The sequence below is a fragment of the Hymenobacter artigasi genome (assembly GCF_012275535.1).
Taxonomy (GTDB): Bacteria; Bacteroidota; Bacteroidia; order Cytophagales; family Hymenobacteraceae; genus Hymenobacter; species Hymenobacter artigasi.
This window is the reverse complement of the sequence record NZ_JAAVTK010000007.1, coordinates 37,159-59,944: the sequence shown is the minus strand read 5'-3', so window position 1 is coordinate 59,944 and position 22,786 is coordinate 37,159. Positions and strand designations below refer to the sequence as shown.

Sequence of the window (22,786 nt, the reverse complement as noted above, 5' to 3'; positions counted from 1 at the left end):
AGCAGGTTCACCCGGCAATGGCTTCTTAACAACCAAATAATCTATTTATTGCGTCCCTGCATCCAATGCAGCTACCGAACGGCCGTTTTCGGCACCGAGAGCAGCACGTAGAGCAGCACCACCAGCGGCACGGCGGCGGCTTTGAGTACCAGCAATAATCCTGCCGCCAGCAGCATAAACAGAAACCGCCGCCGGTTATCGGCCCAGCGCAGGTTCTTGAACTTGAGGGCAAACAGGGGCAGCTCGGCCACCAGCAGCCCCGAGAGCAGCGCCGTGAGGCCCAGCAACAGCCAGGGATTCAGAATGATGGGCGCAACGCCAAACTGGTCGTACGCCAGAATGAGCGGTAGCGAAGCCACCACCAGCGTGGAGGCTGGCGTGGGCAGGCCGATAAAGGAGGTTGTCTGCCGGGTGTCGTTGTTGAACTTGGCCAGCCGCAGGGCCGAAAAGATGCTGACCGCGAAGCCGAAATAGGGTGCCCATTCCGGCAGCCCGCCCGCACCCACGCTCCGCGTGAGCAGCTCAAAGAAAATTGCGCCTGGCACCACGCCGAAGGAAACCATATCGGCCAGCGAATCAAGGTCTTTCCCGATAGCGGAGGACACGCGCAGGGCCCGGGCCAGCAGGCCGTCGGCAAAGTCGGCGGCTGCGGCGGCAGCCACAAACCAGGCCCCGATTTCCAGCCGGCCGGCAAAAATATTGGTCAGCGCCAGGCAGCCGCACAATAGGTTGAGGCAGGTAACGGCGTTGGGCAGATGTCTTTTCATTTAACAGTTATCAATTAACATTTAACACTTTAACGACTTCGTTTATCTTCTTTAACCTTCACCTAGCTAGCGGCACGAGTAGTACCCGCTGGTGGTTGTTAAATGATAAATGTTAATTGTTAAATGAGAAACGGGTTGCCGCGCCGCTCCTCGCCGATGGTGGTGGCGGGGCCGTGGCCGGGGTGCACGGTGGTGGCATCGGGCAGGGTCATGAGCTCGGTTTCGATGCTGTGGAGCAGCGTGGCGTGGTCGCCGCCGGGCAAGTCGGTGCGGCCAATGCTGCGCTGAAACAATACGTCGCCGCCGATGACGGTGGCCGTGGGCGCGTGGTAGAATACGACGTGGCCCGGCGCGTGGCCCGGTGTGAAGCGCACTTCCAGTTCCGTTTCGCCGATGTGCACGGGCTGGCCGGCCACTAGCTCGCCGGTGGGCTCGTCCGGCTGGTACTGCGGAAAGCCGTAGTTGCCGGCGTAGGTGGGCACGGCGCGTAGCGTGGGCAAATCGAGGCTGTGCAGCAGAAACGGCGTGCCGGGCCAGGTGCTCAGCACAAACTGATTGCCCAGCACATGGTCGATGTGGGCGTGGGTATTCAGCAGCAGTACTACCTGTAAATTATTGTACTCCACGTACTCGCGCAGGGCCTGCTGCTCGGCGGGGGTGTAGCAGCCGGGGTCCACGATGGCGCACTGCCGGGTGGCCTCGTCGATGAGCAGATAGGTGTTTTCGGAAAAAGCGTTGAAGGTAAAACCAGCGACTGTCATGGCAAAATAGATGTTCTGAGCAATGCGGAAAGGTACGGCAGAAAAGAAATGTTGAATGTTGAGGGTTGCGTTTTGAATGGAAATCAGGGCTGCGGCTTCCATTTAAAACGCAACCCTCAACATTCAACATTTCTTATTTCTTACCTTGCCGGCCATGACGGACTGTGATTTTCTGGTAGTGGGCCACGGCATTGCGGGCGCCACGCTGGCTTATGTATTGCGCGAGCGGGGCCACCAAGTGCTGGTGTACGACCCCGGCCAGGAAAACTCGGCCTCCAACGTAGCGGCGGGCCTGATGAACCCCGTGGCCGGCAAGCGCTTCGCCCTCACCTGGCGGGCGGCCGAGCTGCTGCCCTTCGCGGCGGCTTTCTACCGCGCGCTGGAGCAGCGCTACCAGCAGCCGTTTTTCAGCGCAGCGCCCATTTTTAAAATATTTAGCTCGATAGAAGAGCAGAACGCCATGCTGGCCCGTAGCGCCGATAATCCGTGGGGCGAATTCGTGGCTGGTTTTGCTACCACCGACCCGGACCTGCCCGGCGTGAATGCCCCCTTCGGCGGGGCCTGGCTGCGGCACGGCGGCCACGTAGCCGTGCGCGAGCTGCTGGCGAGCATGGCCGCCGAGGGCACCCGCGACGGCTGGCTGCGCCGCGAAACGTTTGACTGGACCAAACTGGTTTTCGAGCCCGATGGAGCCGAGTATGCCGGGCAGGTGCGGGCCCGCCACGTCATCTGCTGCGAAGGCGCGGCGGCCGTGCGCAACCCGTACTTCAGCTGGCTGCCCCTCACGCCCAACCAGGGCGAGGTGCTGGATGTGGACTGCGCGGGCCTGAGCCCGGACCAGGTGCTCAACCGGGGCGCCTACGTGGTGCCGGTGGGCGCGGGGCGGTTTCGGGTGGGCGCTACCTACCGCTGGCCTCCGTTTGCCGATGGTCCCACGGCCGTGGGCCGCGAGGAACTGGCCGCCCGGCTCACCGTGGTAACCGACCTGCCGTTTGCCGTGACGGGGCAGCAAGCCGGGGTACGGCCCGCCGTGCGCGACCGCCGGCCGCTAATGGGCCCCCACCCCACCGTGCCGGCATTAAGCTTTTGCGGCGGCTACGGGTCCAAGGGTGTGATGCTGGCCCCACGGCTGGCAGTAATGCTGGCCGATTCGCTCCTTCACCAGACCGAGCTTTGGCCCGATGCCAGCTTGCAGCGATACAACGCCTTGCAGCCCGTTGGCGTAACTTGAAACCCTATTGACCCCGGCTTATATTGAGGCGGTGGCGCCCTGTTTGCCCGGCCGATATGCGGCTGGATAACAATTCTCCGTTCACTGCTTTTATTGTAGCCTGCACCGCCGGGGTGGCCCTACCTGGATTGGCGGTGCAGGCCGCAAATTTTTTAGCGTTTCGGCGGATTAATTTTTGTTTTTGCTCGTTGGCCCTCATTATGACCATTCCACTATCCACTACTACGAAGCGTACGCTGGGGGTCCTGGCGCTGCTGCTGCCGATGCTTTGCCCGCCCACGGCCCGCGCCCAAACGGCGCAGGAGCCCTTCGGCCGAGTGCGCGTGCAATACAAGAATCTTCATTGGCAGCAGCTTAGCACGCAGAATTTCAATGTGATGTACTACGACGGCGGCCAAGCCAGCGCCCGCCGCGCCGCCGAGTATGCCGAGAAGGAGCTACAGCGCATTACGGCGCTCATCGGCTATTATCCCTACTCGAAATCAACGCTGCTGTTTTATAACTCGGTGGGTGATTTGCGCCAGAGCAACATCGGCCTCACCGCCACGCAGCAGCAGATAAACGGCGGCGAAACCCCGCTGGCCCGCATGAGCAAGGTGCAGATTGCTTTCACCGGTGAGGAAACCGAGTTCAAGCGCCAGCTCAGCACCCAGATTACCGAGGTGCTGCTGAATGACATGATGTACGGCGGCTCGCTGAAGGAAGTGCTGCAAAGCAGCTACCTGCTGCAGCTGCCCGACTGGTTTATCGGCGGGGCCTCGGCCTACGCCGCCGAGGGCTGGAGCGTGGACATGGACGGCTACATGCGCGACATGACCAAGCAGTACCCCACCGGCAACCGCACGGCCCCGTTTTTCCTGCGCAACTCCAAGCTGGCCGGCCAGAGCATCTGGAACTACGTGGCCGAGCGCTACGGCTACACCACCATTCAAAACATCCTGAACCTGACGCGTATTACCCGCGATGTGGAAGTAGGCATCAGCTCGTCGCTGAACGTGCCGTTTAAGGTGTTTCTGAAAGACTGGCTGACGTATTACCGCGAGCTCAACGGCCAGCCCGTGGCCACGCTGGTCGAGCCCGACAAGAAATTCCGACAGAGTGGCCGCAACCGCCATTCCGATGTATTCTCGCAGCCCATTGTGAGCCCCAACGGCCAGCAAATAGCTTACGCCCAGAACGAAGGCGGCCGCTACCGCGTGATGGTGGTGGACCGCGACGGCCGCCACCGCCGCACCCTGAGCCGCGGCGGCTACCACACCCCCGACCAGCAGGTGGAAACCCGCCTGCCCGTGCTGGCCTGGCGCGGCAACTCCCAGGTAGCGGTAGCCGAAATGAGCCGGGGAGAAATGGCGCTGCACCTGCGCGACGCCGACGGCCGGGGCCTGGTGCGCCGGGTGCGCGAGGCCATCCGATTCTCGCGGCCGGCCTCGCTGTTCGCCGCCTACGACCAGATACTGAGCATGAGCTACTCGCCCGATGGCAAGGCGCTGGCATTTAGTGCCGTGCGCAATGGGCAGAACGATATTTACCTGCTGCGCGCCGGTAGCCGCAAGGTAGAGCAGCTCACCGACGACTTGTTCGACGACGTGCAGCCGGTGTTCCTGCCCGGCGGGCAGGCGCTGGTGTTCAGCTCCAACCGCTACCTCGATTCGATGGGCCGTGCCCGGCCAGCCACGTTCCAGAACGTGGTGAACAACTACGATTTGTTCCAATACCACCTCGATGGCCGCCCCGTGCCGGTGGAAACGCTGGTGAGCACGATTTCGAACGAAACCCGACCCCGCGCCATTTCCGACGATGAAATTCTGTACCTCGGCGAGGAAAGCGGCGTGCGCGCCCTGTACCGGTATTCGCTGAAAAGCAAGCAGCACGCGCTGCTGACCAACTGGCTGCCCAACACCCAGGACTTTGATTACAGCCCCCTGACTTCGGCGCTGGTGTTTGTGGCCCCGGCGCAATCCCGCGACATCCTGTACGTGTACCCCGAGTTCCCGCTGCCAGCCTCGGTGCCCCTCACCAAAACCGCCCGCCAGCAAACGCTGGAAGAACGGTCGGCGGCCCCGCGTGCGGCGGCGCCCAAGCCCGCCGCGCCCGCAGTTACGCGGGCAGCGGCCCCCGCAGCGCAACCCGCCGACTCGGCGGATAACCAGCCGGCTACCCGCCGCGAGCGCCGCAAGGCCACCGAAGCGGTGAACACCAGCGACTATCAGTTTGAGGAAGACGAACCCGTGCAGGCGGCGGCAGCCAAGCGGCGGCGCCTCACGCCTACCGCCGCCTCTACGGCAGCGGCGGCCACGGCCAAGGCGCAGGCGGACGCCCCGGCCATCACGGGCCCCTTCCGCTACGATACGCGCTTTATGGCCGATAACGTGTCGACTTCGCTGTACATGGACCCGCTGCTGGGCCTCGGCCTGCAGTTTAGAGCAGCCCTGACCGATGTGCTCGAAAATCAGCGCATCGACGCCAGCCTATTCGGCTTGTTCGACCTGCGCACCAGCAACATCCGGGCATCATACACCAACCTGACCAAGCGTTATGACTGGGGAATTGCCTACCAGAAACAAGCCTACTTCTTCGACCTCGATGATGGCCGCTACCGCTATGGCCGCCACGAAATAGCCCCCACCATTGCCTACCCGCTCACCCACAACCTGAGCGTGCGCGGCGGGCCCCGCTTCGTGAGCATCTCGCGCACCCGGCTGGGCGATGTATCCACGGAAACCGACCAGAGCTATAACTACCTGGGCTACAACGGTGAGCTGGTATTTGATAACAGCATCAATACCGGCGTGAACATGGTGAGTGGCACCCGTCTGAAGGCCAGTGTGTTGAACCTGAGCAACCTGAGTGATAAAGGCCTGAGCTTCGGCAAGTTCGTTGTCGATTTGCGCCACTACCAGAAAATCAGCCGCTCCATTGTGTGGGCCAACCGGGCCAGCTACGGGCAGTTTTTTGGTCCCCGGCCGCAGGTATTCCGCATTGGCGGCATGGACGACTGGCTGAACGCCGGCTATACCGATGCCCGCTTCCTGAACGGCTACACGGCCCCCGACCAAGTGTTCAACCAAGAGTTTGTGACCAACCTGCGCGGTTTCGACTACAGCGCCCGCAGCGGCCCGCGCTACGTGCTGTTCAACAGCGAGCTGCGCATCCCTATTGTGCAGTATTTCGCGCACCGGCCCATCTATTCGGGCTTCTTCCGCAACCTGCAGCTGGTAGGTTTCACCGATGCCGGCACCGCTTATTCGGGCACCAACCCCTTTGGCACCGACAACTCGGCCAATACCGTAATCAAGCAGTACAACCAGTATTTTGGGGCTACGGTCACCAATTTCAGCAACCCGTTGCTCATCGGCTACGGGGTGGGTGCCCGCACCACGCTGCTGGGCTTTTATGGCAAAGTGGATGTGGCCTGGGGCCAGAAGGACTACGTGACGCACGGCCCGAAATTCTACTTCACGCTGGGCTACGACTTTTAACCACAGATTCTGCGGATTTCAACGAACTGAACGGATTATTTGTGGTTCTACCCGGACAATACCAACGGGCTGGACCACAGGTAATCCGTTCGATTCGTTAAAATCCGTTCAATCTGTGGTCTATCTTTGCAGCCCGAAACTGAACCCCTGCCAGTGCTGCTCCGCGAAATCTCCACCTTGTTAGCCAAAGACTTCCGCCTCGAATGGCGGCAGCGGGCGGCGCTGGGCGGGTTGCTGCTGTACGTGGGCAGCACGGTGTTTGTGTGCTTCCTGAGCTTCAGCCTGCGCGGCGGCACCCCGCCCCCGCCGGCCTGGAACGCGCTGCTGTGGGTTATTCTGCTCTTTGCGGCCCTGAACGCGGTGGCCAAAGGCTTTATGCAGGAAAGCCCGGGCCAGCGGTTGTACTACTACACGCTGGTGCGGCCTCAGGCCGTGATTCTGGCCAAAATGCTGTATAACACGCTACTGCTAACGGCAGTGGCCTTGCTGGGACTGTTTCTTTATACGGTGTTTCTGGGCAACCCGATTCAGGATGCACCGCTGTTTGTGGCCAACCTGCTGCTGGGGGCCGTGGGCTTTGCCACTACGCTCACGCTGGTGTCGGGCATTGCGGCGAAGGCAGGCGGCAACGGGGCCACGCTCATGGCCATCCTGGGCTTCCCGCTGATGGTGCCCATGCTGCTGCTGCTCATCAAGGTGAGCAAGAATGCGCTCGATGGGCTGGACCGGGGCCTGAGCCACCAGTCGCTACTCACGCTGCTGGCCCTGAACATGATAGTGGGCGCAACTTCGTATCTGTTGTTTCCTTTTTTGTGGCGCGGTTGATTTTTAATTAATTACCTATGACTACAGCGGCAATTATTGGCAGTGTATCGGGCCTCGTGATGACGGTGGGCGGCGTGTGGGGCGGGCAGCGTCTGGTAGAGCAGCGTGGCGGCGGCGCACTCTGGAAAGGCCTGGCCGTGCTGCTGATTGTGGGCGCGACGGTAGCCGGCTTTCTGGCCCCGGTACCGGCCCTGCCCATTGTGAACGAGAGCATCCGCAACCTGTTCTTCCATGTGCCGATGTGGTTTGCCATGATGATGGTATTACTCGTATCGGTGTGGTATTCCATCCGCTACCTGCGCGAGCCCTCGGCCCGGCTCGATGTACTGGCCCATGAGTCGGCCAAAACCGGCATTGTGCTGGGCCTGCTGGGCTTGGCCACCGGCAGCCTGTGGGCCCGCTTCACCTGGGGCGCGTGGTGGACGCCCGACCCCCGCCTGAACGGCGCGGCCGTGGCCATGCTCATCTACGGAGCCTACCTGGTGCTGCGCGGTTCGTTTCAGGACGAGCAGCAGCGGGCGCGGGTGTCGGCCATCTACAACATTTTTGCATTTGCGGCAGTCATTCCGCTGCTGTTTGTGCTGCCCCGCCTCAGCGGCCCCTCGCTGCACCCGGGCCAGACCGGCAACCCGGGCTTCAACCAGTACGACCTCGACAACACCATGCGCAAGGTGTTTTACCCGGCCGTTATCGGCTGGATTTTGTTTGCCTTCTGGGTGGCCCAGGTGAGCAGCCGCTACGTTTTTCTGAAACTGAAACACAATGAACAATAAGCTTTTCCTGCATCCATTAGGGCGCGTTTGCCAACTGCTGCTGCCACTGTTGCTACTCACTTCGCTGGCTTTTGCCCAAACGGCCGAGGTGGCCCCGGTGATGGCCGATGACCTGCGCGCCAGCGGCAAAATCTACGTGGTGGTGGCCGTGGTGGCCATCATCGTGGCGGGCCTGTTGGCCTACCTCATCAGCCTCGACCGCAAAGTGAGCCGCCTCGAAAAAGAAATGAAGTCCTAACGCCCCGGCCGGGCACCCAAGTCCGGCCAGACTTGTTATCACCTCGCAATTGTTCCCATTAAAAAACCGCCCGGAGCCAGCGCCATCCACGAAATCCGTGAAATCCGCTTAAATCCGTGCTAATCCGTGGTCTATGAAGAAGACGCATCTGTTCATCGTTGCCATTATCGCGGTCGCTGCCGCCATCATTCTCAGCACCACGGCCGATGCCAGCGTCTACGTGGGCTTCGGCGAGGCCCGCACCCGTGCCGCCGAGGGCAACACCACTAAAGTGCACGTAGTAGGCAAGCTGCCCCGCGATTCCCAGAAGAAGCCCATGGGCCTGGAGTATGACCCGGTAGCAGACCCCAACTACTTCGCCTTCACGCTGGTCGATACCACACACTTGGCCCAGCGCGTGGTATACAACAACCCCAAGCCCCAGGATTTCGACGCTTCCGAGCAGGTTGTTATCACCGGCTGCATGAAGGGCGATGTGTTCATGGCCGACCAGATTCTGCTGAAATGCCCCAGCAAATACGTGAAGAAGGATTTGAAGGGCGCAACGGCTTCGGTGAACTAAGCATTGATTAGTTACTGACCGAAAAACCAGGCGGTGCCGGCAACGACTCTTCGTTGCCGGCACCGCCTGGTTTTTTGAATTATTGAGTTCCTATCTAAACTCTTTCGCGACTACTTTTTCATCAGTCGATTGTTATTGAAGCTCCCGGCTCTGGCGGCGCGGCCGTAAATTTGCCTTTTCGATGAGAACCCTTGACTCTTCTATGCTATTGCGCTGCTCGCAGGCGCTCGAACAAGCGCTGCTGCTGTTGCAGCAGAGCGCGCCCGGTTCGGTGCTCTACGAATTGTACCGGTCGGCCTGCGTGAAAGAGTTTGAAATTATCATTGAGTTGGCGGGCAAGCTGCTTAAAAAAGCTTTGCGGCCCTACTACGCTTCTCACCGCCAAGCTGAGGCACTGGTGTATAAAGACATTTTTCGCGCGGCGGCGCAATACGGTTTGCTTTCGACGCTTGAGGCGGAACGGTGGCTTACCTACCGCGACAGCCGCAACAATACAGCCCACGATTACGGAGCCGGGTTTGCGGAGGCTGCTGTTACCCTCCTACCCCGGTTCGTGACTGATGCTACTGCATTATCGCAGCTGCTGCACGGCAAACCCATCGACTAACCATGCTTGACCTTAATCCTCGCTACGTGGCCATGCTCCACGACCTGATGGCCCGGCACCTGCCGGCCGAGGTAGCCGTGTGGGCCTACGGCAGCCGCGTGAACGGCAACAACCACGAGGGCAGCGACCTCGACTTGGTGCTGCGCACCCCCGACCTTACGGCCCTGCCCGGCCGCCTGCTCAGCAAGTTTCGCGAAGCCCTTACCGACAGCAACCTCCCGATTTTTGTGGATACGCACGACTGGGCCACACTCCCGGCCAGCTTCCACCCCCGCATTTTAGCCCGCTATGAAGTGGTGCGCCCCGGCGCGCCCGCACCAGCGGTACCCGCCTGATTTTACTTGTTGCTTATGAACTTATTAGTAGGACAAATCGGCCACCTCAGCGTCATTCTCGCCTTCGCGGCGGCGCTGGTGGCGGCGTATAGCTATTTCCAGGCCTCGCGGGGCCGGGCGCTGGGCGAGGAAGATGCCAGCTGGCTGCGGCTGGGGCGCGGCGCGTTTTTCGTGCACGCCATCGCCATTATCTCCGTGATTGTGTGCTTGTTCAACATCATTCACGCGCACCGCTACGAGTATTACTACGCCTGGAGCCACAGCTCGAACCACCTGCCGGTGCAGTACATGATTTCCTGTTTCTGGGAAGGTCAGGAGGGCTCATTCCTGCTCTGGATTTTCTGGCATGTGATTATCGGCCTGTTCATCATGCGCTACAATAAGAAGTGGGAAGCACCCGTAATGGCCGTGTTCAGCGGCGTGCAGGTGTTTCTGGTGAGCATGATTGTCGGCGTGGTACTCGGCGGGGTGAAAATTGGCTCGTCGCCCTTTATCCTACTGCGCGAGTTCCTGACAGACCTGCCGGTGTGGAAGATGAACCCCAACTTCGTGCCCAAAGACGGCACCGGCCTCAATGCCCTGCTCCAGAACTACTGGATGGTGATTCACCCGCCCACGCTGTTCCTGGGCTTTGCACTCACGCTGGTACCGTTTGCCTTCGCCATCGCCGCCCTGTGGAAAAAGGAGCTCACGGCCTGGGTGAAACCCGCTTTGCCCTGGACGCTCATCGGCGGCGGCGTGCTGGGCGTGGGCGTGGTAATGGGTGCTTACTGGGCCTACGAAACGCTGAACTTCGGCGGCTACTGGAACTGGGACCCGGTCGAAAACGCCGTGTACATTCCGTGGCTGGTGCTGGTGGCCTCGTTGCACGGCATGGTGCTGTGGCAGAAGCGCCGCACCGGCCTGCGCACCGCGTTTGCGCTGGTGGTGGCCACGTTCATCCTCATCCTCTACGCCACCTTCCTCACCCGTAGCGGCGTGCTGGGCAATGCCTCGGTGCACTCGTTCACCGATTTGGGCCTGTCGGGCCAACTGTTCCTCTACCTGGCTTTCTTCACGGTGCTGGCCGTGGCCCTGCTGATTTGGCGCTGGAAAGAGATTCCCATTTCGGCCAAAGAGCTGAACGCCTACAACCCCGAGCTGTGGGTGTTTGTGGGGGCCACGGTGCTGTGCCTGGGCGCGTTCCAGGTGCTGTTCACCACCAGTATTCCGGTCTACAACTCCTTCATGGGCCTGATTGGCATCAAGACCAACGTGGCCCTGCCCGCCGACCAGATTGCCCACTACTCCAAGCTGCAGCTTTGGATGGGCGTGGGCGTGGCGCTGCTTTCGGGCATCGCGCAGGTGATGTGGTGGCAGCGCAATACCAAGGAAACCCTCATCAACTCCCTCACCGCGCCCACGCTGCTGGCGCTGTTGGGCACGGCGCTGGTGGTGCTGCTGGTGCGCTACAACGACCTCACGATTTCGCCGGCCTACGTGGTGCTCACGCTGGCGGGCCTGTTTGGGGTGCTGGCCAACTTCGGCACCATCTTCACGCTGCTGCGACGCGGGGTGCGGCTGTCGGGTGGCGCGGTAGCTCACCTGGGCATTGCACTGATGCTGCTGGGTATTCTGGCCTCGTCGGGCTACTCCAGCATTATTTCGCGCAACGTGTCGGGCCTGCTGTATTCGCGGGAGTTTACCGAAGACCTGAACCGCGACAACGTGCTGCTGTGGCGCAACGAAACCGCGCCCATGCACGGCTACCAGCTCACCTACACGGGCCAGTTCTTTGAGGTGCCCGGTGTGCCCGGCTACGTGGATAAGCAGTTTCTGTACCGCACCGACGACGACTACAAGGCCGTGGCCCGCACGCCCATTGCCGTTGATGGTAAAACTTACTACACCACCGGCGATACAGTTGAAATCCTGCCCGAAAACACCTATTATCGCATCAATTACAAGGACCAGAAGTCGGGCGAGCAGTTCACGCTTTACCCCCGGGCCCAGGTAAACGAGGAAATGGGTGGCCTGCTGGCCTCGCCCGCCATCAAGAAGTTCGCGGGCCACGACATCTATACGCACATCAGCTCGGTGCTCGACCCCCGCAAGGAGAAACCCTGGAGCGAGGCCAAAGAGTCGGTGCTGAGCGTGGGCGACACCATTTTCCTGAACGACTACTTTGCCGTATTCCGGGCCGTGGAGGCGGCGCACGAAACCGCCGGCCTCAACCTGCAAAAAGGCGACCTCGCCCTGCAGGCCGACATGATTGTGTACGGCGAAAAGCGTCAGTACCACGTGCACCCGGTGTTTGTGGTGCGCAACCGCATGGTGGGCAGCCTGCCCGACGAGGCCGAAGACCTCGGCGTCCGCATCACCTTCAACGCCGTGGACCCGGCCAAGGGCAAGTTCACCTTCGGCGTGAGCACCACCCAAAAGGACTACGTGATTCTGAAGGCAATGGAAAAACCCTTCATCAACCTGCTCTGGAGCGGCACGCTGCTCATGGCCCTCGGCTTCGGCCTGAGCGTGCGGCAGCGCGGCGGCAAGGGCGTGCTGGCCGATACATCGGCCGAAGCCGAAGCGCCGGCCGAGTCCAGCGGGCGGGCAGTTCGGCCCCAGCCAGTAGGGTAAACCGCTCAATAAGAAACAAAAAGGCCATTTCTGCGCGCAGAAATGGCCTTTTTGTTATGCTGGCATACTAGCCAATAGCTCTGGCAATCATGCTTCTAAAGCGGGTAATTGAGTTAGAATTATTGCGAAGTAGGGTGCGGGGCTTGCCCCCGCCCGTCATTGAACGAGGCGGTTGTAGCCGTTCAACGACGGGCGGGGGCAAGCTCCGCACCCTACCTCCGTTTCGCAATCTCATTCGAGACGAGTATATCAGGCATGTAACCTTCTTTACTAGAGTACGAATCAGGTTTTCAAACCCGGCATTAACTTACTGACGCAGACGCAAAAAGGGCCGCCCAATGGGCGGCCCTTTTGCCGAAGTCAAGCGAAGCCGAAGCTTACTTGACAATCGAAATCTGCTGCTGGGTGTACTCCTCGCCGTTACGGACTTTGATGGAGTAGATGCCCGAAGCGAGCGACGACAGATTCACGCTGTTGCTGAAATTGTCCTTGGCCGAGCCCGTGTACACGCGCTGACCGAGCATGTTGGTTACTTCCACGCTCATGGCCTGCTTGGCGTTGGCCCCGTGAATTTCGAGGTTGAACACGCCCGTGTTCGAAGGGTTCGGGAACACGCTCACGGCGCGCTTCAGCGCCTCCGAAGTAGCCAGCGGGCCGGCCGTGATGGAGAGGTCATCCACGGCCAGGAAGCCCTGGTTGGCCAAGCTGATGGCATGGAAGCCCACGTAGTAGTTGGCCGACGTGGCGGGCGTGATGTCGAGCACAGCTGGGGTAGTGGCGTTGCTGGCCAGCAGGTACGCAGCGCTGGTCATGGCCGTGTTGGTGTAGAGCAGGTTGGTCTGGCCAGTAGGCGTAGCGGCGGTGCCGTACTTCACTTCCAGGCCTTCGGTGTAGCCACCGGTGGCTACACGGTAGTAGAACGACACGCGGTAGCGCTGCGTGGTCACCAGGCTCAAGGCCGGGGTGAAGAACCAGTCGTTGGCCGCTACCGTGGGGGTTGGGCCCTGGTTGTTGTAGGAGTACACCATGGCATTGGGAGCCGAGCGGGCCACGTTGGTGGCGGCGGGGTCTACCACGGTGCTGGTGGCGCGCCAAGTGAAGCCGTCGTTGTTCACATCGGTTACCGTGATGCCGCAGGGCAATGCCTGGTTGGCCGCTACTACGTCGAAGTTCTGGGCGTAGGGGAAGGCGGCGATGGTGGGCGGCGTGCAGGCCGTGGTCACCCGTACCGGGCCGCCAAAGCCGCTTTGCGACGTGGCGCTGCAAATGGTCTGGATGTAGAAATCGTAGGTCGTGCTGGCCGACAGGCCAGTCAGCGTGTAGGTGGTACCGGTGAAGGTGGCCGAGGTAGTGCTGCCGGCACCGCCGGGCGTGAAGCCCTGCGCGCCGTACACAATCTGATAGCCCGTAGCACCGGCAGCAGCCGTGAACGAGAACGAAGCCGACGTAGCCGTGCTGCCCGTGATGGCCAGGGCCGTAGGCGTAGGGCACGTATTAGGAGTAGCCAACTCGGCCTCCAGCATGAAGCGAGAGTTGTTAGCGGCAGCATCAACCGGAGCAGCAGGGGCCGTGATATTTGCCGTGAAGAAGGTGCCGGGGCGGGCAGGCGTTTCGGCCTGATAGGCCATTGGGAATACCTGGGTCGAGGTAGTGCCGGCCGGCAGCACCTGCGCCAGGCCCACGAGGAAATCGCCGGCGGGCACGTTGCCTGTCAGGCTGAAGGTATGCAGCTGGCCCAGGTCGGCCGTGGTAATCAGGTAATCGGCCGAACGAGCAATTACGGCTCCGGTCGTGGCGTTCACCACCACCCCGTATACCGTGCTGGGCGTGGATACTAGGTTGGGGTCGTTGCCAATCACGGCACGCACGGCCGTTACGTCGCGGGCGGCGTTCACGGTGAATTTACCGCAGAAGGCCAGCGTGCGGGCAGCAGCAGTCGAGGCGAAGCCAAAGCTACTGGTCTGAGCTACGCCCGGCGTGATAAACGAGAAACGGGTAGCGCTGGTAGCCATCGTCTGGGTGGCCAAGTTGTTGGTGTTGTTGTCGTCGTTGGGCACCGTTACGGTTACGGTGTTGGCCCCCACGTTGGGCAGTGTGATGTTGATGAAGCTCACCTGGGCCGAGGCTCCCACGGCCACCGAAGTCAGCGTCTGGGTTTGAGTGAAGGTGTTGGCACCGGTAATGTTCAGCGTCACTACCACGTTGGTCAGAGCGGCGGCACCGCCGTTGCTCACGGCGGCACGCAGGCCGAAGGGGTTGCCCACCGGCACGGCCACCGAGCCGTAGCCCTGAATTTCGTTCACGGCCACATCGTTGGTAGAAGGAGCAGCCGTTACGGCTTCCAGCATGTAGCGGGCGTTGTTGGCGGTGGCATCAGTCGGAGTTCCTGTCGTCGAAACGCCGGAGCTGAAGAACAGACCCGGACGGGCAGGGTCTTCGGCCTGGTAGGCCATCGGGAATACCTGGAAGCCGTTGGCAACCGTCACCTGGGCCAGTCCGACGAGGAAATCGCCGGCGGGCACCGTCACCGGGGCCGACAGCGTGAAGCTGTGCAGTTGGCCGAGGTCGGCCGAGGTCAGCACATAATCGGGCGAGCGGCCCAGCAGCGCACCCGTCGTGGCGTTGATTACCACGCCAAATACGGTCGTGCTGCGCTGGCCATTGGCGGTGTTGGGCACCAGGTTGGCATCGGCCCCAATCACGGCGCGCACCGTGGTCACGGCCCGGGCCGCGCTCACCGTAAACTTGCCGCAGAAGGCGCTGGTGAAGCCCGTCGCATTCGGCGTGAAGCCGTAGCTGCTGGTCTGCGGAATGCCCGGCGCGATGAACGAGAAGTCCGTGGCGCTCGTCACCATCGTCTGCGAGAAGGAGTTGTTGGTATTGTTCCCATCGCTCGGCACCGAAATGGTCACCGTGTTGCTGCCCACGTTGGGTAGCGAGATGCCCGGGAAGGTTGCCACGCCCGAAGCGCCCACCGCCAGTGCGGCCACGTTAGCTGTTTGGGTGTACGTATTGGCCCCGCTGATAGTCAGCGTCACGGCAGTAGCGCCGAGGGCCGTGTTGCCGGCATTGCGAACCAAGCCACGCAGCGAGAACGGGTTGCCCACCGGCACGGGGAGCGAGCCGTAGCCCTGAACATTGGCCGCCGCCGCATCATTGGCCACCTGAATGGTGTAGCGGTACGTACGGCCCGGGTCGGGCAGTACGGTCCCGCGGAAGTTATGGCCGTTGGCCGTGTAAGGACCGGTGATAAATGTTGTGCCTGACCACGGTGTACCCGAGGACTTCACGCCCAGAATAGCCGAAGCGGTGTTGGTGCCTTTCAGGCCCACGATGCCAAACTTGGCGAGGTCGACACCGATGGCTCCGGCCGTGGCCGTGCCGTACACGAAGTCAATCTGGTTGCTGGTTTCGTACAGCTTCGCCTGGAAGGAGAAGTTGGCGTACTGCGTGCCCACTGCTGCCGACGAGGCAGAAGCCGCTCGGGCCTTATCCGACACGTTTTTCCACTGAATGGTGCACACCCGGTTGGGGGCCGTGCCCGTAGTGGATACCCGGTACTCGGTTCCCCCAGCCGAACCAGCGGTCAGGTCCTGGTTGAAGGCCAGCAGTAGGTTCGTATCCGCGCCATCTATCGGGCCATTGACGTTGCTTTGGCCACCATCGGTGTACTGCGCGCCGGTAGGCGCCGTGGTTCCGAGCTTGATGAACCCGTTCGTGTTCAGCACGAAATCCGTGAAGGCTGTGCCGTTGTAGGTAAACGTGAAACCAATGGGCGTGGCCGCCGAGTTGGCATCATCGGTATTGGCCGTGGCAATGGCGGTGCCAGTAGTACCCAGGTCAGTGTAAGTACCCGGGGCATTCGCGGTATTACCTGCCGAGTACGGCAGCTGCGCGTGGGCAGTGCCCACAGCGCCCAGCGCGAATAGCGCGGCCAGGGCAGCATGCCGCAAGCGCGCATTTGGCCCCGAACGATTGTAGTGGTGGTTCATTGAAAAGAGGGTGTAAAATGGGTGAATAAGGAGAATTATGGGGTTGAGCGAATGAGTGTAACCAGCCGCTGTGCCAGCTAACTTACAGGTTAGCCGGTAGCTTTGGGGCTACAAGTTGCTAAACTTTGGTCACAAATCAGTGAACCCGCGCCTTTTTGCAGCGACCTCAACCATTGCACTGGCGGCAATAACGTAGTCAAGCGTTTATCCTGTTTATAAATTTTATATTATATCATTAATTAATGATAATTAATCGTCCTGATTCCCTACGAATTGGCCTGTTTGGCGCGGGCCGTGTGGCCAGCCAGCTGGCGCCGGCGCTGATAGCCGCCGGCCACCAGCTGGCCTTCGTGTGGAGCCGCACGGCCACGGCCGCCGAAGCCCTGGCGGCCACGCTGCCCGGCACGCCCGCCCTGACTACCCTGGCCCCGCCCCTGCCCCCCGCCGATGTGTACCTGCTGGCCGTGCCCGATGCCGCCGTAGCCCCGCTGCTGGCCGGCACCACCTGGCCCTCCGGGGCACTGGTGGCCCATTTGGCCGGGGCCCTGCCCCTGTCCGTTTTCGAAGTGCAGCCAGCCGTGCGCGGCGGCGTGTTCTACCCGCTTCAGACTTTCAGCCCCGGCCGCGCCATCGACTGGCCCACGGTGCCGCTGTGCATTGAGGCGGCCGATGCCCGGGCCGAAGCCACGCTGCTGGCGCTGGCCGGCAGCCTCAGCCGGCACGTGCGGCAGCTCGACTCGGCCCAGCGCCTGAAGCTGCACGTGGCCGCCGTATTTGCCAACAATTTCACCAACCACCTGTTGGGCATTGCCGATGCCCTGCTGGCCGAGGCCGCCCTGCCCGCCGAGCTGCTGGCCCCGCTGGTGCGCGAAACCGTGGCAAAAGCCCTGGCCAACCCGCCGTTCGGCGTGCAAACCGGGCCGGCCGTGCGGCACGATTCGCCCACGCTGGCCGCTCACCACGCCGCCCTGGCGGCCCACCCGGCCTGGCAGGCGCTCTACGCGCAGCTCACGGCCAGCATCCAGGCCCAGCTTTGATGCCGGGACCGGGGGCAGTACCTTTGCGGCGGCAAATGCCGTCTATTATTCGTCTTATACGCTTCTCGTTTTGTCCGCTTCCGCCACCACCATCACCTTCCAGTTCAACGACGGCCAGCCGGCCCAGACCCACGTGGCGGCCTCTGGCGAGTCGGTGCTCGACGTGGCCCTGAACAACGGCATTCAGCTGCAGCACAACTGCGGCGGCGTGTGCGGCTGCAGCACCTGCCACGTCTACATCAACTCCGGCGGCGATGACCTGCCCGAGATTTCCGATAAAGAAGAGGACTTCATCGACCGCGCCGAGAACCCGCGCATCAACTCCCGCCTGGCCTGCCAGTGCGTGGTAGAGGCCGATATGCAGCTCGTCGTCACCATTCCGCCCCAGCACTTCCTGGGACACTAATTTCGAAGTGTTGAGTTTTAAGAGTTGGGGGTTGAATACTGTTTCTGTATCAGAAAACAGCCTGTTCAACTTCCCAAACTTTTCATTCAACCTTCAACCCTCAACATTCAACACTCCTGAAATGAACCACTTTGAGCCGCCCATGCACTGGGCCGACCACGAGGATATTGCCATGGCCCTCTACGAGAAGTTCGGCGACGACTTCACGGAAGCCAAAATCTACCGCATCCGCTTCACCGAACTGATTGAGTGGATACTGGCCCTGGATAACTTCGATGGTACCCGCGAGCAATCGACCGAAGGCCACCTGGAGCAAATTCAGGCCAAGTGGGTATATGAGTGGCGCGACAACCAATAGCAGAATAACGGACGAGCCTGAACCGCCGGCCGGCCAACCCCGCGTTGGCTTCCCGCGTAAGCGGGTTTGAAACAGCATTATTGGTGCCGTTTCAGGCCTTTCCGCAGCCTTTACCCGGGCGGTTTTTCTTTTCCTTTTTGTTTTTTGCATGAAAACCGGCATCATCAAATTTTTTAACGAAGCCAAAGGCTATGGCTTCGTGACCGACGACCAAACGAAAGAAGACTTTTTCGTACACGTAACGGGCCTGAACGGGACCACAGTGCAACAAAACGACCGGGTGGAATTTGAAACCCAGGAAGGCCGCAAAGGCATCAATGCCGTGAACGTGCGCAAAATCTGAGCTTGAAAACTCCCTGATGGCTGCCCCCGCGCCATCACTGAAGCCTCTCCCGCCACGGAGAGGCTTTTTTGTGCCCGGCACGCCCCCACCGCCCACCAACAGCCCGCCACTTTCGCCGACCTTTGCACTTCGCCCCGCGCTCTGCCGATGAACCCGCTGCCCCCCAAGCCGCCTGCCCCTGCCCTGCCCACGCCGCACCCCACCGGGGGGCTGCGCACGGCCCTGCCCACGCTGGTGCGCTGGCCCAACCTGCTGATTATGCTGCTGTGCCTGGCGCTGGTGCGGGCCGGCCTGCTGCTGCCTGAGCTGCCGCTGCGGCAGTCGCTGCTGGCCCCGCGCTTCGGCCTGCTGGTGTGGGCAGCGCTGCTGGTAGCGGCGGCGGGCTACATCATCAACGACTATTACGACGTAAAAATCGACGCCATCAACCGGCCCGACCGGCTGGTGATTGGCCGCGTGGTGAACCGGCGCATGGCCATGCTGGCCCACATGGTGCTCAGCGGCGTGGGCGTGCTGGTGGCCGGCTGGCTGCACCCCGTGCTGGGGGCCGTCACGCTGGGCGCGGCGCTGCTGCTGTGGGGCTACTCGGCCCGCTTCAAGCGCATGGCGCTGGTGGGCAACCTCAGCATTGCCACCCTCACGGCGGCGCTGGTGCTGCTGCCCGAGCTGCAATTGCAGCTGCAGCGCCACGACAACAACAGCGTGGTGTGGCCCTACGCGCTGGCCGCGTTCCTGCTCACCATGGTGCGCGAAATTGTGAAAGATGTGGAAGACATGCGCGGCGATGCCCAGCACGGCTGCCGCACGGTGCCGCTGGTGTGGGGCGTGGCGCGCACCAAGTGGGTGGCGGGCTTTTTCCTGGCCTGCCTGGCGCTGCTCACGCTGGGCGCTACGGGCCAGCTGCTGGTGAGCGGGCACTGGCCGCTGGCGCTGTGGCTGCTGCTGCTGGTGCTGCTGCCCATGGCCCAGCTGACGCGCCTGCTCATTCGGGCCGACCGGCGACGGCACTTCCGCCACCTCAGCACGTTCTGTAAGGGCATTATGCTGGCGGGCGTGCTGAGCATGGCCCTGGCGGGCTCGCTGTGATGCAAGAACAATACGAAAAGAATAGTCAGGCTGAGCGCAGCCGAAGCTTCTCTACCGCTTCGTTGTTTAGGTCAGTAATTACTACCGTAGTAGAGCTGCTTCGACTGCGCTCAGCCTGACGTCGTGGGGTGTTAAATGTTAATTGATAACTGTAAAATGAAATCGAAATACCGTCACCTCTTCTTCGACCTCGACCACACCCTTTGGGACTTCGAGAAAAACGCCAACGAAACCCTGCACACGCTGTATGAGCGGCACGATTTCGCCCGCTACAGCACTTTTGCGGTGGAGCAGTTTATCAGCGTGTACAGCGACATCAACCACGCGCTGTGGCGCATGTACCAGAACAATAAAATCACGCAGAAGCAGCTGCGCGAAACCCGCTTCGTGCGGACGCTGACGAAGCTGGGCGTGGCCGAAGCTGACATCCCGACCAATATTTCGGATGAGTTTACGGACCTGCTGCCCCTGAAATCGGCGGTATTTCCCTACACCCACGAGGTGCTGGACTACCTCAAACCCAAGTACCACCTGCACCTCGTCACCAACGGTTTCAACGATGTGCAGGCCCTCAAGCTGGATTCGTCCAACCTCACGCACTACTTCCAGGAGCTCATCACGTCCGAGCACAGCGGCCACCTCAAGCCCGACCCGCGCATGTTTGCGCACGCCTTGGAGCGCACCGGCGCCACCGCCGCCGAAAGTCTTATGATTGGCGACAACCTGGAATGCGACGTGCTGGGCGCCCACAACGCCGGCATCGACCAGGTGTATTTCAACCCTGATAAACGGCGGCATTTCAATACGATAACGCACGAAATTAGCTGTTTGAGCGAACTGAAGACGTTTTTGTAATTGGTGCTTGGTTGATGGTGCTTGGTGCTTGGCTCTTTTCTGTAAACAGCAGTAATTGAGCCTAGTGCTTTTCACCAAGCACCAGGCACCAACAACCAAGCACCAAAATGATACACCTCATTGGCCTCTCCGGCCGCCGGGGCAGCGGCAAAGACACCGTGGCCCGCCTCATTCAGCAGCTCCAGCCCGAGCGCAACTGGCAAATCCGCTCCTTCGGCGATTCCATTAAAGCCGTCTGCGCCGCCCTTTCGGGCGAAGCTGTGGCCCCCTATTATTCCCAGAAAGGCAAGGCCGAGCTGGTGCCCACCTTCCACCGCACGCGGGGCGAAATGCTCCAGCAAGTAGGCCAGGCCCTGCGCGACTGGGAGCCGCTGGTGTGGGTCGATGCTTTCTTTGCTGCCTTGCCGCCCGATGCCTTCATACTCGTACCCGACATCCGCTTCGCCAACGAGGCCGACCCCATCCGCGCCCGTGGCGGCCTCATGCTGCGCGTGGAAGGCGACCCGCTCCAGCAGCGCGGCGACGGCACCCGCGACGACAACCATCCCAGCGAAATTGCGATGGACGACTACCCAAACTTTGCCGCGACCCTGCACAACACCGGTTCCCGCGACGACCTCACGCGGCAGGTGCGTGAGCTACTGAAACGGCTATAGAAGCATTTTTCGCGCCTTTTCGCATTATTGTTAAAATAGCAGTTCCATTAAAACACGGCGAAACACGGCGGGAAATCCGCCCCCTTACCTTTGCCCTACTCCCACCTCAAAATTCATTCGACTATGGCCAACGGCTTTTTCAACGTTCCCGTCCCGATTAATGAACCCGTCAAAGGCTACGCGCCCGGCTCGAAAGAGAAGCTGGAGCTGCAGCAGGAGCTGCAGCGCCTGAAGAAGCTGGAGCTGGATATTCCCATGCACATCGGCGGCGAGGAAGTGCGTACCAGCAACCTCAAGCGCATCAGCCCGCCGCACGACCACCAGCGCACCCTGGGCCATTTCCACTACGGCGATGCCAGCCACGTTACGCAGGCCATCGACGCCGCCCTGGCCGCCCGCACCGCCTGGGCCGAAATGCCCTGGGAGCACCGCGCCGCCATCTTCCTGAAAGCGGCCGATTTGCTGGCCGGTCCCTACCGTGCCCGCATCAACGCGGCCACTATGCTGGCCCAGAGCAAGAATGCCTTCCAGGCCGAAATCGACGCCGCCTGCGAGCTGATTGACTTTTTCCGCTTCAACGTGCACTTCATGCGGCAGGTGTACGAGCAGCAGCCCGAAAGCCTGCCCGGCATGTGGAACCGCCTGGAGCAGCGCCCCTTGGAGGGCTTCGTGTTCGCCCTCACGCCGTTCAACTTCACGTCCATCGCCGCCAACCTGCCCTCGTCGGTGGCCATGATGGGCAACGTGGTGGTCTGGAAACCAGCCGATACCCAGGTTTATTCAGCACAGGTGCTGATGGAGCTATTCGAGGAAGCCGGCGTGCCCGTCGGCGTCATCAACCTGATTTACGCCGATGGCCCCGTGGTGGGCGATGTGGTGTTCAAGCACCGCGACTTCGCCGGCATCCACTTCACCGGCTCTACCAAGGTGTTCCAGACCATCTGGCAGGAAATCGGCCAGAACATTGCCAGCTACAAGTCCTACCCCCGCATTGTGGGCGAAACCGGCGGCAAAGATTTCATCCTCGCTCACCCCTCGGCCCACGCCAAAGCCGTGGCCGTAGGCATCTCGCGCGGCGCGTTCGAGTACCAGGGCCAGAAATGCTCTGCCGCCTCCCGCGTGTACCTCCCCAGCAACTTGGCCGATGAAATCCTCGGCTACGTGAAGGAAGACCTCGCCTCCTTCAAAATGGGCGACGTGGAAGACTTCGGCAACTTCATCAACGCCGTTATCGACGAACGTTCCTTCGATAAGCTCGCCAAATACCTCGACGGTGCCAAAGCCGACCCGAACGCCGAAATCATCGCCGGCGGCGGCTACGACAAGTCGAAAGGTTACTTCATCGAGCCCACCGTCATCGTGGCCAAAGACCCGAAATACATCACGATGTGCGACGAGTTGTTCGGCCCCGTGGTAACGGTGTACGTCTACGACGCCGACAAATTCGAAGAAGCGCTGGAGCTGGTTGATTCGACCTCGCCCTACGCCCTCACCGGCGCCATCTTCTCGCAGGACCGGTACGCCATCGACCTGGCCTCGAAGAAGCTCATCCACGCTGCCGGCAACTTCTACATCAACGACAAGCCCACCGGCGCCGTGGTCGGCCAGCAGCCCTTCGGCGGCGCTCGCGCCTCCGGCACCAACGACAAGGCCGGCTCCATCCTGAACCTGCTGCGCTGGGTGTCGCCCCGCGCCATCAAGGAAACCTTCGTGCCCGTGACGGACTACCGCTACCCCTTCCTGGGCTCGGAGCCCAAGGAGGATTTGAACCGCGACAAGGGTTTGTAGTAGCTGGCCACCGGAACTGTTTTTTTATCTTGAAGCAGTTTCCTCGCATATTTTAAAACACGAAAGCCGCT

The 22,786-nt window shown here is 61.3% G+C and carries 20 protein-coding genes; 17 read left to right on the top strand and 3 right to left on the bottom strand.

The annotated features are described in order from the left end of the window. Positions 1-71: 71 nt before the first annotated feature. Positions 72-767: a CDP-alcohol phosphatidyltransferase family protein gene (locus HBN54_RS12590; RefSeq protein ID WP_168673566.1), complete on the bottom strand. Its 696-nt coding sequence runs from the start codon at positions 765-767 to the stop codon at positions 72-74. Positions 768-886: 119 nt separating this feature from the next. Continuing rightward, positions 887-1,528, bottom strand: coding sequence for an MBL fold metallo-hydrolase (locus tag HBN54_RS12585; RefSeq protein WP_168673565.1), 642 nt, complete (start codon positions 1,526-1,528; stop codon positions 887-889). 154 nt (positions 1,529-1,682) lie between these two features. Between HBN54_RS12585 and HBN54_RS12580 the strand changes: the two genes are divergently transcribed. The 9 genes from HBN54_RS12580 to ccsA all read left to right on the top strand — a co-directional run bounded on the left by HBN54_RS12580 (position 1,683) and on the right by ccsA (position 12,194). Then, positions 1,683-2,759: an NAD(P)/FAD-dependent oxidoreductase gene (locus HBN54_RS12580; protein ID WP_168673564.1), complete on the top strand. Its 1,077-nt coding sequence runs from the start codon at positions 1,683-1,685 to the stop codon at positions 2,757-2,759. A 200-nt stretch (positions 2,760-2,959) separates the two neighbouring features. After that, positions 2,960-6,238, top strand: coding sequence for a PD40 domain-containing protein (locus HBN54_RS12575; RefSeq protein WP_168673563.1), 3,279 nt, complete (start codon positions 2,960-2,962; stop codon positions 6,236-6,238). Between the two features lie 126 nt (positions 6,239-6,364). Next, positions 6,365-7,063, top strand: a complete 699-nt coding sequence (locus HBN54_RS12570) for a heme exporter protein CcmB (protein WP_235955517.1) — start codon at positions 6,365-6,367, stop codon at positions 7,061-7,063. Between the two features lie 17 nt (positions 7,064-7,080). Next, the gene (locus HBN54_RS12565) at positions 7,081-7,836 is read left to right on the top strand and encodes a cytochrome c biogenesis protein (RefSeq protein ID WP_235955516.1); all 756 of its coding nucleotides are present in this window, start codon (positions 7,081-7,083) and stop codon (positions 7,834-7,836) included. Further along, positions 7,826-8,074 (top strand): CcmD family protein, encoded by a 249-nt coding sequence (locus HBN54_RS12560; RefSeq protein WP_168673562.1) that lies wholly within the window; start codon positions 7,826-7,828, stop codon positions 8,072-8,074. Before HBN54_RS12565 ends, HBN54_RS12560 begins: the two co-directional genes overlap by 11 nt. 133 nt (positions 8,075-8,207) lie before the next feature. Next, positions 8,208-8,636: a cytochrome c maturation protein CcmE domain-containing protein gene (locus HBN54_RS12555; protein ID WP_168673561.1), complete on the top strand. Its 429-nt coding sequence runs from the start codon at positions 8,208-8,210 to the stop codon at positions 8,634-8,636. 208 nt (positions 8,637-8,844) lie between these two features. Then, positions 8,845-9,243, top strand: a complete 399-nt coding sequence (locus tag HBN54_RS12550; protein WP_210428053.1) for a nucleotidyltransferase substrate binding protein — start codon at positions 8,845-8,847, stop codon at positions 9,241-9,243. 2 nt (positions 9,244-9,245) lie between these two features. Continuing rightward, positions 9,246-9,578 carry a nucleotidyltransferase family protein gene (locus HBN54_RS12545; protein WP_168673560.1) on the top strand — a complete coding sequence of 111 codons (333 nt, stop codon included), beginning with the start codon at positions 9,246-9,248 and terminating at the stop codon, positions 9,576-9,578. A gap of 15 nt (positions 9,579-9,593) precedes the next feature. Beyond that, positions 9,594-12,194: a cytochrome c biogenesis protein CcsA gene (ccsA, locus tag HBN54_RS12540; RefSeq protein ID WP_168673559.1), complete on the top strand. Its 2,601-nt coding sequence runs from the start codon at positions 9,594-9,596 to the stop codon at positions 12,192-12,194. 377 nt (positions 12,195-12,571) lie between these two features. On the opposite strand, the gene HBN54_RS12535 is transcribed toward ccsA, so the two are convergent. Then, complete coding sequence (locus tag HBN54_RS12535; RefSeq protein ID WP_168673558.1) at positions 12,572-16,186, bottom strand: T9SS type A sorting domain-containing protein; 3,615 nt, start codon at positions 16,184-16,186, stop codon at positions 12,572-12,574. A gap of 242 nt (positions 16,187-16,428) precedes the next feature. Between HBN54_RS12535 and HBN54_RS12530 the strand changes: the two genes are divergently transcribed. The 8 genes from HBN54_RS12530 (at position 16,429) to pruA (ending at position 22,715) form a co-directional block, all read left to right on the top strand. Beyond that, complete coding sequence (locus HBN54_RS12530) at positions 16,429-17,223, top strand: Rossmann-like and DUF2520 domain-containing protein (protein WP_168673557.1); 795 nt, start codon at positions 16,429-16,431, stop codon at positions 17,221-17,223. Between the two features lie 70 nt (positions 17,224-17,293). Further along, entirely contained in the window at positions 17,294-17,629 is a 336-nt protein-coding gene (locus HBN54_RS12525; RefSeq protein WP_210428052.1) for a 2Fe-2S iron-sulfur cluster-binding protein, read from the top strand. A 121-nt stretch (positions 17,630-17,750) separates the two neighbouring features. After that, the gene (iscX, locus tag HBN54_RS12520; protein ID WP_168673556.1) at positions 17,751-17,987 is read left to right on the top strand and encodes a Fe-S cluster assembly protein IscX; all 237 of its coding nucleotides are present in this window, start codon (positions 17,751-17,753) and stop codon (positions 17,985-17,987) included. A 148-nt stretch (positions 17,988-18,135) separates the two neighbouring features. Then, the gene (locus HBN54_RS12515; protein ID WP_168673555.1) at positions 18,136-18,330 is read left to right on the top strand and encodes a cold-shock protein; all 195 of its coding nucleotides are present in this window, start codon (positions 18,136-18,138) and stop codon (positions 18,328-18,330) included. A 147-nt stretch (positions 18,331-18,477) separates the two neighbouring features. Beyond that, positions 18,478-19,416, top strand: a complete 939-nt coding sequence (locus HBN54_RS12510) for a geranylgeranylglycerol-phosphate geranylgeranyltransferase (RefSeq protein ID WP_168673554.1) — start codon at positions 18,478-18,480, stop codon at positions 19,414-19,416. 156 nt (positions 19,417-19,572) lie between these two features. Then, positions 19,573-20,271 carry a YjjG family noncanonical pyrimidine nucleotidase gene (locus HBN54_RS12505; protein ID WP_168673553.1) on the top strand — a complete coding sequence of 233 codons (699 nt, stop codon included), beginning with the start codon at positions 19,573-19,575 and terminating at the stop codon, positions 20,269-20,271. Positions 20,272-20,378: 107 nt separating this feature from the next. Next, positions 20,379-20,927 carry a hypothetical protein gene (locus tag HBN54_RS12500; protein WP_168673552.1) on the top strand — a complete coding sequence of 183 codons (549 nt, stop codon included), beginning with the start codon at positions 20,379-20,381 and terminating at the stop codon, positions 20,925-20,927. A 123-nt stretch (positions 20,928-21,050) separates the two neighbouring features. Further along, a complete protein-coding gene (gene pruA, locus HBN54_RS12495; protein ID WP_168673551.1) occupies positions 21,051-22,715 on the top strand; it encodes an L-glutamate gamma-semialdehyde dehydrogenase in 1,665 nt (554 codons plus the stop codon). Positions 22,716-22,786 lie beyond the last annotated feature (71 nt).